This window comes from Pseudomonas paralactis (assembly GCF_001439735.1).
GTDB classification, from domain to species: domain Bacteria; phylum Pseudomonadota; class Gammaproteobacteria; order Pseudomonadales; family Pseudomonadaceae; genus Aquipseudomonas; species Aquipseudomonas paralactis.
Genome location: NZ_JYLN01000013.1, coordinates 75,551 through 91,547 on the forward strand (window position 1 = coordinate 75,551; position 15,997 = coordinate 91,547).

General features: G+C 57.0%; 3 protein-coding genes and 1 pseudogene. 3 read left to right on the forward strand and 1 reads right to left on the reverse strand.

The window, feature by feature from the left end:
• Positions 1–27 precede the first annotated feature (27 nt).
• The gene (locus tag TX23_RS24545; protein WP_082629712.1) at positions 28–13,827 is read left to right on the forward strand and encodes a hemagglutinin repeat-containing protein; all 13,800 of its coding nucleotides are present in this window, start codon (positions 28–30) and stop codon (positions 13,825–13,827) included.
• The gene (locus TX23_RS24550) at positions 13,824–14,681 is read left to right on the forward strand and encodes a PoNe immunity protein domain-containing protein (RefSeq protein WP_057704425.1); all 858 of its coding nucleotides are present in this window, start codon (positions 13,824–13,826) and stop codon (positions 14,679–14,681) included. Before TX23_RS24545 ends, TX23_RS24550 begins: the two co-directional genes overlap by 4 nt.
• Positions 14,682–14,929: 248 nt before the next feature.
• Here TX23_RS24550 and TX23_RS27625 read toward each other — a convergent pair whose 3' ends face one another.
• Positions 14,930–15,178, reverse strand: a complete 249-nt coding sequence (locus tag TX23_RS27625) for a DUF6124 family protein (RefSeq protein WP_082629713.1) — start codon at positions 15,176–15,178, stop codon at positions 14,930–14,932.
• 479 nt (positions 15,179–15,657) lie between these two features.
• Between TX23_RS27625 and TX23_RS24555 the strand changes: the two are divergent.
• Positions 15,658–15,997: pseudogene (locus TX23_RS24555) on the forward strand (hemagglutinin repeat-containing protein); the annotation flags it as partial.

Here is a 15,997-nt window from a genome sequence, read left to right on the forward strand (position 1 = left end):
AACGCCCAGTTGCAACGAGAATTTGAAATGGATGTTCGCCAATTTGCCTTCCTGGTTCGCCAGCCTTCTGCTGCCCTGAAAAGCCGTGACGCGTTCCTCGGCCTGCCCAAACGTGGCCTGGCACTGATCCTGGCCAACGCGCTGTTCTGGCAACCGCTGCTGGCCCAGGCCGAAGGCATCGTGGTCAGCGCGCCCGGCACCACCGTGGGCGCGGCGGGCAATGGCGTGCCGGTGGTGAACATCGCCACCCCCAATGGCAGTGGCTTGTCCCACAACCAGTTCAAGGACTACAACGTCGGCACCAACGGCGTAATCCTCAACAACGCCACCGAACGCACTCAATCGACGCAACTGGGCGGCATCATCCTCGGCAACCCGAACCTGCAAGGCCGCGCCGCCAACATCATCCTCAACGAAGTCAACGGCGGCAGCCCCAGCCAGTTGCGCGGCTACACCGAAGTGGCGGGGCAGTCGGCCAAAGTCATTGTCGCCAACCCCTACGGTATTACTTGCAGCGGCTGCGGCTTCATCAACACCCCCAATGTCACGCTGACCACCGGTAAACCCATCCTCGATAACGGCCGCCTGGACCGTTACCAGGTCGATGGCGGTGCGGTGACCGTCGACGGCACGGGCCTGGATGCAGGCGACGTCGACCGCTTCGAAATCATCACACGCTCGGCCAGGATCAATGCGCAGATCAATGCGCGCAACTTGAGTGTGGTTGCCGGGCGCAATGATGTTAATGCGCAGACCTTGAGTGCAACCGCACGGGCCGATGACGGTAGCGCCAAGCCGGAGCTGGCGATTGACTCGACTGCGTTGGGTGGGATGTATGCCGGGGCGATCAAACTGGTCGGGACCGAGGCCGGGGTTGGGGTGAAGCTCGACGGTGGGCTGATCGCCAGTGGGGGGGATATTCAGCTCGATGCCAGTGGGCATTTGAGGATGGCAGAGGCCAGAGCCAATAGCGGCGCAATCAACATCAAAGCCGCCAGTGTGCAGACGCAAGGGCATGTACATGCTGGCACGACACTGGATGTGCAAAGCCTCGGTGACTTGAATAATCAGGGCAAACTCAGTGCCCGCGACCGCGTCACGCTGTCCAGCGGCGGCCAACTGACCAACCGCGGGATTATCGAGTCCGGGATCAATCCAGACCTCATTCGCAACGCCATCGGCGATCTGAGCCTGAGCGCACAAGTCGTCAACAACAGCAACGGCGGCAGCGTGGTCGCCAGCCGTAACCTGACCGTCACCGCCACACAAGCCCTGAACAATCAGGGCGGAACCTTGAGCGCCACAAAGGCCGCCAATGTCAGTGCCGGCACCCTGGACAACCAGAACAAGGGCCGAGTGTTGAGCAAAGGCAGTCTTGAGCTGAACGCCAGCCAACTGCTCAACGCTCAAGGTGGGCTGGTCAACAGTAGCGGGCCGCTGACCGCAACTGTCGGTCAATTGAGCAACCGCAGTGGCGAGGTGTCCAGCATGGGCGCCGCTACGCTGAATATCGCCACGCTGGACAACGTCGCAGGCTTAGTGAACGCCAATCAGGGCCTGCGCATCACGGCCAGCGGCGCCATCAATAACCAGGGCGGCAAACTCACCAGCCTGGATACATTGAACCTCACCGCCAAGGCTGTGGATAACAGTGCTGCAGGGCGCATTACCAGTACTCAGGCCCTGACCGCCAACGTCGCCAGCTTGAACAACAACGCCGGACACTTGACCAGTACCACATCGCTGACGCTGGACGTAAACAAGGGCCAGCTGAACAACCAGAAAGGTTTGGTTCGTGGCCCGACCTTAGTCTTGAACAACTTGGCCGACGTCGATAACCAGGGCGGTGAAATTTCCAGTACTCAGGGCTTCTCCGTCACCGCGAAGAATGTGAACAACAGCGACGGCAAACTGCTCAGTGAGCAGGGTTTGACCCTGCGGCTGGATGGGGTGTTGACTAACACAACCGGCGAAGTGGCCAGCGCCCACGCCACTGAACTCCATGCAACCAGCCTGGATAACACAGGTGGCAAGGTCACGGGCGATACCGGGTTGACGGTCGATGTAAGCGGTGCGCTGAACAACCGCCAAGGCGTGCTCCGTAGCGGTCAAGCGGCATCGATCAGCGCCGCCAGCCTGGATAACAGCCACACCGGCAAAGTGATCAGTGACACCAGCCTTACCACGCGTATCGCAGGGCTGCTGGATAACCAGAGCATCGGCTTGCTTAGCGCCAAAGGCGTGATGGATGTGCGGGCGGGCAGCCTCGATAACCGTGGCGGCAGTTTGAGCGGTAAAGACTTGCTGACCCTGACCACCGCCAGCCTCGACAACCGAGGCGGCAATGTCAGCGCTGACAAGGACATGCAACTCAACGTCGCCAGCTTGAACAACCAGGGCAAAGGCCTGCTTGTCGGGCAGGCGGCGGTCCGTTATCAGGGCACGACCCTGAGTAATCAGGGCGGTTTGCTCAGCGCCGTCGGGCCGGTGCGCCTGGACGCGACGACCGTAGAAAACGCCAGCGGGCGTATCTCCAGCAAAGGCGATCTGATCGCCAATGTCACCCATTTCAATCAGCAAAAGGGCGAGTTGGTTGCGTCAGGCACCATGATGCTGACCGGCAGCACACTGGATAACAGCAACGGTGGCACGATAGGTGCGACACAAGCGCTGACGCTCACCGTCGATGACATCAATAACCAGGCCGGGGCAATCTCCAGCGCCATCGACGTCAACCTGGCGGGCACTTACCTGAATAACAGCCGTAACGGCAAGCTGCTGGCTGGCACTGACTTGGGCCTCAAGGTGGCGCAAGTCATCAACCAGAGCGAAGGCCTGTTGTTCGGTAACGGCAAGGTGACCCTGCAAGGTAAGAGTCTGGACAACAGTGGCGGCACAGTATCCGGTGTACAAGGTCTGACCCTGACCCATAGCGGTGACGTGGATAACACCAGTGGTTTGCTCACCAGCGAAAGCGGCATCACCGCCACAACCGGCGGACTAAATAATACCTCAGGCAAAGTATCGAGTACCGGAGCTGTTGCACTGAGCGCCACGGGTGCGCTGACTAATCACAATGGGGCAGTGACCACCGATAAAGGGTTGACCCTCAACAGTGCCAGTCTGGAGAACCGTAGCGGCACACTCAGCGCCAAGGGCGCGGTCAAAGTGACCACCGGCGCTTTCAACAATACCCAGGCTGGTAGCCTGATCAGCGAGGACACGCTGACTCTGACCGCTGGCCAGGTCAGCAACGGTGTGAATAGCCGCATCGTCAGCGACAACGCACTGACCGCCAGTGTCACCGGTTTTGACCAGCAGGGCGGGAAGCTCACGAGTGTGACGTCACTGAGCCTGGACCTGAACAACGGCCAACTGAATAACCAGCAAGGCATGATCAATGCTCCTTTGTTGGTGCTGAAAAACCTCAATGGGGTTAACAACCAGAACGGCGAGATTTCCAGCACCCAGGCGTTCACCCTGGCCAGCAAAAGCCTGGATAACAGCAACGGCAAGCTCATCAGCAACCAGGCATTGACCCTGCGCATCGACCAGGCCATTAGCAACATCAAAGGCAAAATTTCCGCTGCGGCGTTGCAGATTAATGGAGCCAGCCTGGATAACAGTGAAGGCATGTTGAGTAGCCGGGGCCAGTTGACGATCACCGTCGATGGAGTACTCAAGAACCAGGATGGCACGATAGTAAGCGACGCGGGCATGAAGCTGACGGCGGCCAGCCTGGAGAACAATGACGGGGAGATTTCCAGCAAGGGCGACCTCACCGCAGACATCACCAATATCACCAACCAGAACGGTAAGTTGATCGCACAAGGCGCGCTATCCCTTGACGGCCAGACGCTGGATAACCGTCAAAAAGGCTACGTGAGCGCCACCCAAAAGACCGACGTCAAAATGACCAGGGTGGACAACCGGGGCGGCGAGATCTCCAGCAAGGCCGCTGTTCAGATAACCGGTCAACATTTGGATAACAGTGACGGCGGCCTGGTGCTCGCCGCGACCGACTTGACGCTGAACGTCGATGACGTACTCAACCGTAACAAGGGCCAACTCAGCGGCCAGAATGGTGTGACCCTGGAAGGCACCACGCTGGACAACAGCGACGGCAGCCTTATCAGCCAAACAGACCTTGGCCTTGAACTCAGCGGCGAGCTGAATAACAACCAGGGTCGGCTGAGCAGTGAAGGTCTGTTGACCGTCGACGCTGGGAGTCTGAACAACCGTAAAGGCAAGCTGTCCAGTGCTGGGGCATTGGACGTCACCGCCCACGGCGCCGTCGATAACCAGGGCGGTGAGATGGTCACCGACGCAGGTCTGACCCTGAACAGCACCAGCCTGGACAACAGCCAGAAAGGTACGTTGAGCAGCAAAAGTGCGTTGGTCATCACCACCGGCGCATTCGACAACAGTCACTCCGGCAACGTCAGCACCCGCGACACGCTGAATATCACCGCAGGGCAATTGACCAACCACGACGCTGGCCGCCTGACCAGCGAAAAAGCGCTGACTGCCAACGTCACCGGCCTGGACCAACAAGGCGGGAAGCTGTTCAGCAACACGTCTGTCGCACTGGACCTGAAAAACGGCCAGTTGAATAACCAGGGCGGCCTGATCAACGGCCCGCTGTTGATGTTGAAAAACCTCAAGGGCGTGAACAACCAGGGCGGTGAAATCTCCAGTGCCCAAGCCTTCACACTGACCGCCGACAGCCTGGATAACAGCAGCGGTAAATTGCTCAGCTACCAGGCCCTGACCCTGCGCATCACCCAGGCCCTGAATAACGTTAAAGGCCTGATTGCCGCCCAGTCCGTCGACGGCCGCGCCGCCACCCTGGACAACAGCGGTGGCACCCTGACCAGCCGTGGCGACACGTTGCTTAATGTCGACGGCCAGCTCACCAACCAGGATAAGGGGTTGATCAACGCGGCTAATGCTCTAACCCTCAACAGCGCTGGTGTGAACAACCAGGGCGGTTCTGTGTTGGGCAAGTCGATTGCCATCGACCTGGGCGGCGGTGACCTGAACAACACCAAGGGCCTGATCACCACCGAAGGTCAACTGACCATCAAACGCCTGCGCGACCTGAGCAACCAGAATGGTGAGATTTCCACCGCGCAAAACCTCACCCTCAATGGCCGCACGCTGGATAACAGCGCAGGCAAACTGATCAGCAACACTGTGCTCACCCTGGACGGCACCCAGCTGACTAACCAAGGTGGCCTGATCTCGGGTTGGCAAGGTGTCAGTGTCAATGGCGTGGACTTGGACAACCGCAACCAAGGTACCGTCTCCAGCCGTTTTGGCAACGTTGATGCCACGCTGAGCAACAACCTGCTCAACAGCGGTGCCGGTGCGCTGGTCAGCCAAAAAGCCCTGACCGTCAAAGCTGACAGCCTCGACAACAGCGACAAAGGCATCCTTTCCAGTGCGGGCGGGCAAACCCTGACCGTCACCGGGGTGCTCAACAACGCCCAAGGTGGGTTGATCGACAGCGGCGCGGCCCTCGATCTGAACGTGCATACACTCAACAACGCAGGCGGCACGGTCAATGCGCAACAGGCCCTCAGCCTTATCGGCACCAGCCTCGACAACAGCGCCGGCAACCTGATCGGTAACGGCAGCGTAACCCTCGACCTGCTCGGCGCCCTGACCAACACCGACGGCAAACTTGCCAGCGCCGGTGCGCTGCTGCTCAAACGCGCCACTGAGGTCAACAACCAGGGCGGCCAACTGGTCAGCCAAAGCTTGCTGACCCTGTTCGCGGGCAGCCTGGACAACCGCAAACGCGGCACCGTCGCGTCCAACGGCACGCTGCTGGCCACCACCACCGGCGCCATCCAAAACGACGGCGACGGGTTGATCTACAGCCAGAACGCCGATCTGAAACTCAAGGCCGCCAGCCTCGACAATGCCAAGGGCTCGATCCAAAGCCAGACCGCCCTGAACCTCGACATCACCGGCGCCCTCGACAACCAAAGCGGCAAAGTCATCGCGCAAAATGGCGCTGTCGACATCAAGGCCACAACCATCGACAACCGTGGCGGCACCCTGGCCAGCCTCAAGGGCACTCTGCAAGCCAAAGCGCTGGGTGGCTGGCTGCGCAACGACTTCGATCTGAGCAACAACCGTCAGGCCGGCATCATCCAGGCACAAAGCCTGATCCTCACCAGTGCCAGCCTCAACAACAACGGCGGCCGCATCGCCGCGCAAACCGGCGACACCGACGTCACCACCGGCGCCTTCGACAACCGCGATGGCGGGCTGTACGCCAAAGGGATGGTCAAGGTCATTGGCAACAGTTTTGATAACAGCGGTGATGTGCGCGGCCAGGTGGCAGGCGGGCAGGTGGACCTCAAGCTCAGTGGCGGGGCGCTGAACAACCAGAAAGGCATTATTGAAAGTGACACCACGCTGAAGGTCGCGGCGGATAGCGTGCATAACCAGGGCGGGCAACTGCGGGCTTTGGGCAAGAGCGGTAAGACTGACTTTCAGATTGGCGGTGTGCTGGATAACCGCAACGGCACACTGGAAACCGCCAACAGCGATTTGACGTTGAACGCCGGCAGCTTCCAGAACACAGGCGGCAGTGTGTTGCATGTGGGGACCGGCACATTTGATATCAGCACGGCCAACTTGACGAACGTGGGCGGGAACGTTGTCACCCGAGGTGGCTTGACCCTGACGGCCGACGACTGGACCAACAGCAGCGTGATCCAGGCAGGGCGGTTGACGGTGAACGTCAACACTCTCAACCAAACGGCAGAGGGGCAGTTGCTGGCTTCCGACAGTCTGGTGGGTAAAGGTATTAACTGGTCCAACGATGGCTTGATTGCCAGTGATGGCAGCCTCAACGTGACGCTGGACGGGACCTATAGCGGTAGTGGTCGTATGAGTAGTTTGGGCGATCTGAGCCTGAGCGCCGCGCAATTGAAGCTAAGTAAAACGACGAGTATTGCCGGTGGCGGCAACGCGACGGCCAACATCTCCGGAAGTGTGGATAACCAGGGGCGTTTAACCGCAACCAAGGATCTGAATCTGACGGCAGGCGCCATCAATAACTACGGCACGCTGGGCAGCGGTCAAAAACTTACCGCCACTACTGGCGCGCTACTTAACGACCATGCGCTGATTTTCAGTGGTTCGGACATGAGCCTGCGCGTTGATTCGCTGAGCAATAGCTACGCGGATATCTACAGCCTGGGCGACCTGAGCATCGACCGAGAGGGTAAAGGCGGCCTTGCCCGCAGCATCATCAACAGCTCTTCGACCATACAGAGTGATGGCAACCTGAGCCTCGCAGCGAGCACGATCAAAAATATCAGAGCGGTCTTGAACACCAGCAACCAAGATATTTATACCGCTCGGATTACCGAGATCGCTTGTATTGCGGGGTACGATTGTGACGGTGGGAAGGAAAACCATACCTGGGAGATTGCTCAGCGTGAAAAGCTTGAAGTCATTGAGGCCAGCGCTGCGTCCAGCATCACCTCAGGTGGCAATATGGACATTAACGCGGGTGATCTCTCGAACCAAAGCAGTACTATTGCCGCAGCAGGAGAATTGTCGGTAACAGTCAACAATCTGGTCAACAGTGGTCTTGAAACGGGAGATATTGAAACTACTCGCGTGTTTGTATCAGAAAGGACCCGGCGCCCCGGGCGCTGGTACGACTTGGCAAACGCGTTCAACAACAAATATTGGTTCCAGAGCGCCGGCTATACGCCCAATGATTTGGGTGGGTTACAGGCTGCAATGGGCAACTTTATAGCCATTACTGGTCCTCCGGTGGCTCCGGAGGGGAACGGGGAGCTGCCGCACCTTAGAACGACAAAAAAACTAGCAGATGGTGATCAGCGTTACGCTGCCGTGATCCAGGCCGGTGGAGCTGTCAACGTAACGGCGGGCAACAACATCGACAGCAGTGTGGTCCGTCCGGGCTATACCTATGTGGGTAGCGGCCCACGAACCGATACAAACGCCTCCGGTGCTGGCTTTTCAACCCGTATTACGCTTAACCAACAATTGCCGCCGGATCTGGCTCAACAACAGGTCAATCCCCTGTCATTACCAGGCTTTAGCTTGCCCACAGGGCAGAATGGTTTGTTTCGTCTGAGCGGCCAGGGTGCTTCAACGCCAGCTAATCAAGGGCCACAAAGCTGGACCATGGGCGGGGCGTCCATCGACACTGCCCAGCGTGACCAAGGCGTTCCTGCCCGTGGTGGCAGGGAGGTCCTCGTGGATGATGCCGCTCACATCGCAACGGCCACGCAAGCGCCGGTGAGTACGGCTGATCTGGCGACCTCAGTCGCAGGCATCATCGAGCCGCTGAATGTGGTTCCGATCGTAGCTCCCCTCACGGATGCGGTAGTACCTGACCGTTCGAGGGTCGATAGTGCCGCCTCGACTACTCCGGTCGAGAGCTTGGCCACAGCGGCTGACACGTTGACGGTCAACCGTGTGCAGGGTTTGCCTGACGGCAGCTACGTGTCCAACCCGCAAAAATACTTGATCGAAACCAACCCGGCTTTGACCGACTTGAAGCAATTCATGAGTTCGGACTATTTGCTGTCGAAACTGGGTTACAACCCAGATACCAGTTGGAAGCGTTTGGGTGACGGGCTCTATGAAGATCGGTTGATTCAGCAAGCCATCATTGCTCGTACCGGTCAACGCTTCCTCGATGGGCAGACCAGCGACGCTGGGCAGTATAAGTATCTGATGGACAACGCGATCGCCAGCAAGCAGCGATTGAACCTGGCGGTGGGTGTAAGCCTCACCGCCGAGCAAGTCGCGGCGCTGACCCACGATATCGTGTGGATGGAAAGCGCCACGGTAAATGGCGAAAGCGTCCTGGCACCTGTTTTGTACCTGGCCCAGGCCAATAATCGCCTAGGGCCCAACGGCGCATTGATCGCCGGTAGCGACGTCAACCTGATTGCTGGAGAAAATCTCAACAACGTCGGCACCCTGCGTGCCACCAACAACCTGTCGGCCACCGCCGGGGCCAACCTGGTCAACAGCGGCTTGATCGAAGCCGGTCATCGCCTGGATCTGCTGGCGGGTAACAACCTGATCAACAAAGCTGGCGGGATCATCTCAGGGCGCGATGTGAGCCTCACGGCAGTTAACGGCGACCTGATCAACGAACGCACTGTCACCCGTCACGAGAGCAGCAACAGCGGTTATCGCACCGAGCGCATGGGCTTTGTAGACAGCGCAGCCCGCATCGAAGCGGCCAACAACCTGAGTATGCAAGCCGGACGTGACGTCAACAGCGTTGGCGGCGTATTGAAAAGTGGTGCAGATACTACGATCAAGGCCGGTCGCGACGTCAACCTGATTGCCGCTGAGCAACGTAACGCCGGTGTGTTCCGCGACAGCAGTGTCACTCAATACGGCAACATGATTGAAGCCGGGCGCGACTTCCGCGTGCAGTCTGGACGCGACATCAGCGCCATCGCCAGTCAAATAGAAGCCAAGCGCGATATTGCGATGGCGGCTACAGGCGACCTGACACTGGCTTCGGGCGCGAACGAGCAGCACTCCTCGTTCAACAGCAAAAAGGTCAAGAGCCAGGAAGACCATGTTCAGCAGGTGTCCACCACGGTCAAGGCCGGTGGAGACGTGGCGCTGAGCGCGGGCGAGGACATGGCGTTGATCGCCAGCCGTGTAACGGCCGGGGATGAGGCGTACTTGTACGCCCGTGAAAATATTGAGCTCAAGTCCGCTGAGAATGAGGACTACAGCTTTTACAGCAAGACCAAAAAATCCTCCTCGGGCAAGAAATTCCGTCTCGATGAAACCGATAGCACCACCAACGTGGGCAGCCTGGTCGAATCGGGTGGCAATAGCACCGTGGTCGCTGGCAAAGATCTGCTGTTGGCCGGCAGTGCGGTGGCCGCTGACAAAGGTGCAGCGAAGTTGGTGGCGGGTGAAGACGTACAGATTCTTGCCGTAACCGACTCCGACAGTGCGCGCCATGAGCGCAAGCAAAGCAAGAGCAGTTGGGGCGGGTTCAAGTCGAGCAAAGTCAAGGACAAGGTCGACGAGACACGCACCACGGCGGTGGGCAGCATGGTCTCTGGTGAGACCGTCAGCGTCGCGGGCGCGCAAGACGTGACTGTGACGGGTTCGGCGCTGGTCAGTACCGGTGACCTGACTGTTCAGGCCGGGCGTGACCTGACCATCGATGCGGCGCAGAACACCTTCTCGCGCACCGACATGCACAAGGAAAAGAACCGCGACCTGACCGGCGTGTTGACCGGCAACAAGCTGGGCCTGGATGACATCACCGGCAATCAGCATCTGTTTATCAACAGCCAGAAGCACAACGGTACTGCGGCAGAAACCACGCTGACTGGCAGCACGGTTGGTTCCAGTGCGGGGAATGTGACGCTGGAGGCGGGGCGTGAGTTGAAGGTGGTGGCCAGTGATTTGGTCAGTACCAAGGACATGTCCCTGAATGGCGCGAACGTCACCATTGCCGCAGGGACCGAAACGGCTAACCAGACCAGTAAGGACAGTTCCAAAAGCTTGGCCGTAGGGCGTGTGATCGGCGGAACAATGGTCGATACCGTCAAGAGCATCCGTAATGATGTACGGGCAGCGCAGCAGGCTGACGACAGTCGCTTGAAAGCCGTTAAAGGCGCTCAAGCATTGCTTTCGGCCTACGGCGCAATGAGCGGTGATAACAGCTCGGCCAACGAGTCAGACGGCAAACCTGCAAACAGCAAAGGCTCAGTGATCAAGATCGGCACCGAGTTGGCATCTACACGCAAGAAAAGCACCAGCGAGTACGACGCAGAAACGGTCAAGCAATCGAGCCTTAACAGTGGTGGCAGCCTGGCGATCGTGGCCACTGGCAACGCTCCGGCTACCCAAGGTGATATCCATGTGATTGGCAGCAGCATCAAGGCCAAGGACACCCTGCTGCTGGCGAAAAACGACATCACGCTGGAAAGCGCACAAGACCGAAAAAACTGGGATAACCAGAACAGCAATAACAAAACCAGTATCGGTGCCAGTTTCAACATTGGTGACCAGAATGGCTTCACCCTCGACCTTGGCGCCAAAACGGCCAAAGGCATGGGCACAGGCCATGAGGTTACTCAGGTCAACAGTACCGTTGATACAGGTTTGCTGGTGCTCAAGAGTGGGCAAGACACCACATTGGCCGGCGCGCAAGTGCGTGCCGAGGCTATCAAGGCTGATATTGGCGGCAACCTGAATATCGCTTCGCGCCAGGACGAGGCGAGCCAGAAGAACAAACAAACCAGTGCCGGTGTCGGCGCCAGCATCTGCGTGCCACCGTTCTGCTGGGGTTCGATGGTGACAGCGTCCGGCAATATCGCCGGCAGCAAGATGAATAGCGATTACAAAGCTGTTACTGACCAGACCGGGTTGTTTGCAGGCAGCGGTGGCTATGACATCAATACAGGTAAAAACACTACGCTTGAAGGTGCGGTGATTGCCAGCGAGGCCAGTGCCGATAAGAACCATCTCAGCACTGAGCGCTTGTTGGTCAGCGATATCAAGAACAAGAGCGATATCAAGAGCCAGGCGGCCAGCCTGAGCCTTTCCTACACCAGCACTAAGTGGGATAAGCCGGGCGGTCCGAAAACGCCGGACGATCAACGGCAGTTGGCGCATACGGACACCGGCGGTGCGATACCGTTGATGCTTAAGGAATCTGATAGCAGTAAAACCCGCAGTGCAGTTAGCCCAGGCACTATCGTTGTCCGCGATGCTGCGGGAGTGAATGACCTAGTTGGTTTGAATCGTGACACCGTCAATGCCAACGACCATCTGGATCGTCCTGACGAGAAGGCCATGCAAGAGCGGATCGACCTGATCCAAAGCTCGGCGCAGCTCTCCAGCAGCGTGATCGGCATGGTGAGTAAGGCCAAGGCGGATGAGGCAAATAAACTGCGCAAGCAAGCGGATGCGCAGGCCAATGCGGGTTCGCCTGAAGCTGCGGGAACTGCGCGTGCAGCCGATGCGGCGTATGCAGACGCCCAACGCTGGCAGGTCGGTGGCGACAAGAAAATGATGGCCGATATTGCATCGGGCCTGGTTGCTGCTGGCTTGGGTGGTGCAGGGGGGAGTACGGCGGTAGGGATTGTTGCTAATACGTCGTCCAGTGACATCTTTAACAAGATCGGTAGTTTTGCCGACGAACAGAAAAACCGGAAAGACATCGATAGCGTGACCAAGGCTGCTTGGGAAGAAGGCGGCGCGGCACGCGTTTTATTGCACGCTCTGGCGGGCGCAGCGATTGGGCTTTCCAGCGGCAGTGTGCAGAGCGGAGCATTGGGTGCGGGAGCCTCGGCGGCTCTACTACCATCCGTCATGCAAGCTCTGGCTGACAGCAAGATGAGTGAGGCTGATCAAAAGGCCGTAGCCTCATTGATAGCCGCGGGTGTAGGTACTGCGGTCGGATCCAGTAATGGTGTGAGCGGTTCAGTTGTGGCCGCTGGGACTGCAGTGGGTGTGGAGAAGTACAACCGCCAGTTGCATCCGGACGAAATCAAGTTCGCCTCCGACAATGATCGAGTCAATCGCTACGCGAAAGAGAAAGGTATTACTGACGAACAAGCACGTATAGAGCTTCTGCGAACTGCTGCGGCGATGGTCGACCGGGGATGGAATACTGTGCTGAGTGCCGGGGATGGCAATAGGACGGAAGCTGCCAGCTTCCTTCGCGCGGAGCTTTTGCAATCGAAAAGTACGAATCTGTTTCAGGTGAGTCTTGCGGACTACAATAATGAGCGACTGGGCTTGTCACAGCTGATGAAAGATAGGAAATCGGTTGAAAACCTAGTCAAATATATTGAGTTGGTTGACCCTTATAAGTACCTGCACGATCCTAAGAATCAGGCTGAAATACTTAACGCGAAGGGTCAGGGTAGCGCCGAAGGTTTTGCTAATGCTGTAGAGGACTTAGCAAGCTTGGGATCCAAGACAGCACTGTGGGCGATGAGTACGGTGAATTGTCCTAGTTGTGGCGGACGGCAGTTTATCGCCGCCGTTGAAGTTGTCCAGAGTTTGCCTGAGGAGTTAAGGCTCAAGGGGTATCTGGACACGCTTCATATTATGCAGGGATATGGTGCTGATGTACTGAGGCAGAATGAGGCTATTGCGACCTCTGCGGGAGTGGGTATTGGTCTGGGTGGTGCTGGTGTCGGTGGTGCGGGGGGGGCAACGACACGCCTGACAGGGGAGCTTGCAGAGGCCGTGGGGAGACGTTTCACCGGAATACTCAACGAAGCGTCCGAACAAGCACTGATCAAGAGTGGCGGTATCTTTGATCCAGATGGCAAGCCGATGATGGACCTGGGGATATTAACCAGAGAGCAGAAAGGTGTCATGGGTGACTTGTTTGGCGAACGTTCTGTCCAGCAAATGGTTCCCGAAGGACAGAAATTGGCGCGGGTACCGGGTGTTGGAGAGACGGGGGTCGATGATCTTTATAAGGTCAATCGCCCGGATGTCGACTTTGTTATTATCGAGTACAAGTTTGTTGGTGATAACAAGAAGTCTGGCTCCTCGGGGCTAGGTAATACGCAAGATGGCAAACAAGGTTCTATAGATTGGACGCTTGGTGGGGATCGATTGGTACGTGCAGTAGGGCGGGATCAGAGCCGGGACGTTCGGGTTGCGGCTGAAACGAACCGTACTGAAACATGGGTCGTTAGAACTCGACCGGATGGATCTACAGAAATTGAGGTACTTGACGCCCGTGGTAAAGTCAAAGATATGGACACCTCTAAAATATTACCTTCCAAAAATTTGAATGGGGTTCTTCCATGATTCGTGCACCTTTGGGGGATAAGCAGTATTGGGCTGATCGTGAAGCAAAGGATCTGCAATGGATTGAGCGTGCCAGTAAAATTTTGGCGGAGCCTTCAGCTAATCCGATATACAGGCCTCAATTCGCGTTCGATTTTGCTAAAGATAACTTGATTTCAGGCATAAGGGTCTATTCGCAGGGAGGGGATATCTTGGAGATATCTACCCATTTCCCTCGACTTTTGGACGCATGGGAGCTTTCCGATCTCGCCTCCACCGAGGTCTGTGCAGAAAATAATCTCCAGATTTGCCGAGACTGGACCTTCGAGCTTACGGACTTAAACCATTACCTCTGGTGTTTCTGGTTGGTAGGCCTGGCGCTTGCTCTCGAAATTCCTGATGACCAGTGGTTTCGATTGGTTGCGTTAATAGGTGAAGGGGGGCAGGACGTTCTGCTGGATCGGATCATTGCGTACCGTCAACCAGAACGGACAATTGGGAAGGAACTGTTACACGCGAAGCCATATGCGAGATTGCTTAAGGCAATTGATGCGCCACCGGCGCAACAAGCAGATCTGCTGCTGGCGTTCGTGGAGCATTGGTATCCGGAGTTGAACAGGCGCGGTAAACAGCAACCGTGGTGGTACATTTACGGTGATCCGGTAAAACACCCACTTGAGATGGGAAGCTACTTCGGTCGCTGGTGTTTTGAGGCTGCCGCCGCAGTGAAAGTATTTGGGCTTGATGACAGCAATTGCATTGGGCACGAACACTATCCGGGTGATTTGCTCCATCCCAGTGAGGAAGTGATACCAGCACCTAATCCAAGTGCCAAGTCTGGATGGTGGGCGCGGTTGTTGGGTAGGTCAGATTAGGCGTTGCCTGTATGGATAGGCAAAAGTAGGGGTTTGTTTTTTTACTGTGTTAGTGGGTCGTTCTTTAATAATGTGGCTTTATTTTTGTATGCTTGTATAGCTCTATGCTAGCCAAGCTGGGCGGCTATAAAACGCCCGTTTTATTTATGAAAGCTCAAGTGTTTTACATGTAAATAATGGATGGGGTAGGTCACGATTTCGTATAGAAGCGTTGTGATCTACCCTCATCTACTTTCCTCTATTAATAATCAGATGGCCGCTGGGGGCATTTTTCTCAGAACATCGTTTACTAGAAGTTGCGCGTTTTCAATTAGCTGGGCCAAGCCGAAGGTTTGAAGCCGCTGTGATCCGCTTGAGGCAAATGCTTGTTCATTAGCCAGTGCTGACGCCGAAGCTAAAAGCTCACTTGCATTCACTAATGCTTCTTCGGAGCTCAAACCTGGTCTCACGTTGAAAACACTGGTAGGACAGTCGTCATCATTTACTTGTGTTTTCATGAGCGACACTCCAATGCATCACACATTGAGCGAGCGTTAACGGCAGAGCGTGAACACTTCACCACGACCTTTACCTCAATATCTCGACAGTTTCGATTTGTAGAAAACATCCACTCAATCCTCGGACAGTTAAGAGGCCACCACCGTCGTTGCGACACGAGTGGGTGGTGGACCGTGCGAGGGTCGCAAACCGGTGTCCGAGGGTACCGGCCGGGCAAAAGCCCGCCTCACACGGTCCACCATAGATGCGGTAAGCAGGCATAAAAAAAGCGCCTGCTACAGAGCTATGGCGCTACCGCGCCTCAGACTACTTCAGGTTGCGACACCCGGCCACAGGATTTACTGCGACGGCGAATCCTAGCCAAGTTAGTTCCTATGGCTCAACCTCGTCAGTTCGTGGGAAAAGTCCGAAGCTCGATAGCACGGCAGTACGTCTTCAAAAATAATTCAGGTTAAGCAGAACACATCTACCCTGACGCCAGGGGGGCGTCATTGCGAGCGAAGCCAGCGCCGACAAGAACTTGCTGATTACCGATCGCTTGCTGACCAGTGACATCAAGAACACCAGCAAAATCAACAGCACCTCGGCAAGTGCAGGTATTGCCGGTGGGTCCAGCGGCATCGCAATGGGCCCGCCAATGGGCGCGGTGCTGAGTGAGTCCGACAGCAGCAAAACCCGGGCGGCGGTCAGCGAGGGCACGATTATTGTGCGTGATCCTGAGGGGGCCAACGACCTGGTGGGCCTCAATCGCGATACGCAAAACGCCAACAAGCACCTCGACAAGCCGGATGAAAAGGCCATGCGCGAACGTACCGAAT

Bases quoted from the DNA above. Each gene is read 5' to 3' on its own strand.
- TX23_RS24545 (WP_082629712.1), top strand. From the start codon at position 28: ATGGATGTTCGCCAATTTGCCTTCCTGGTTCGCCAGCCTTCTGCTGCC.
- TX23_RS24550 (WP_057704425.1), top strand. From the start codon at position 13,824: ATGATTCGTGCACCTTTGGGGGATAAGCAGTATTGGGCTGATCGTGAA.
- TX23_RS27625 (WP_082629713.1), bottom strand. From the start codon at position 15,178: ATGAAAACACAAGTAAATGATGACGACTGTCCTACCAGTGTTTTCAAC.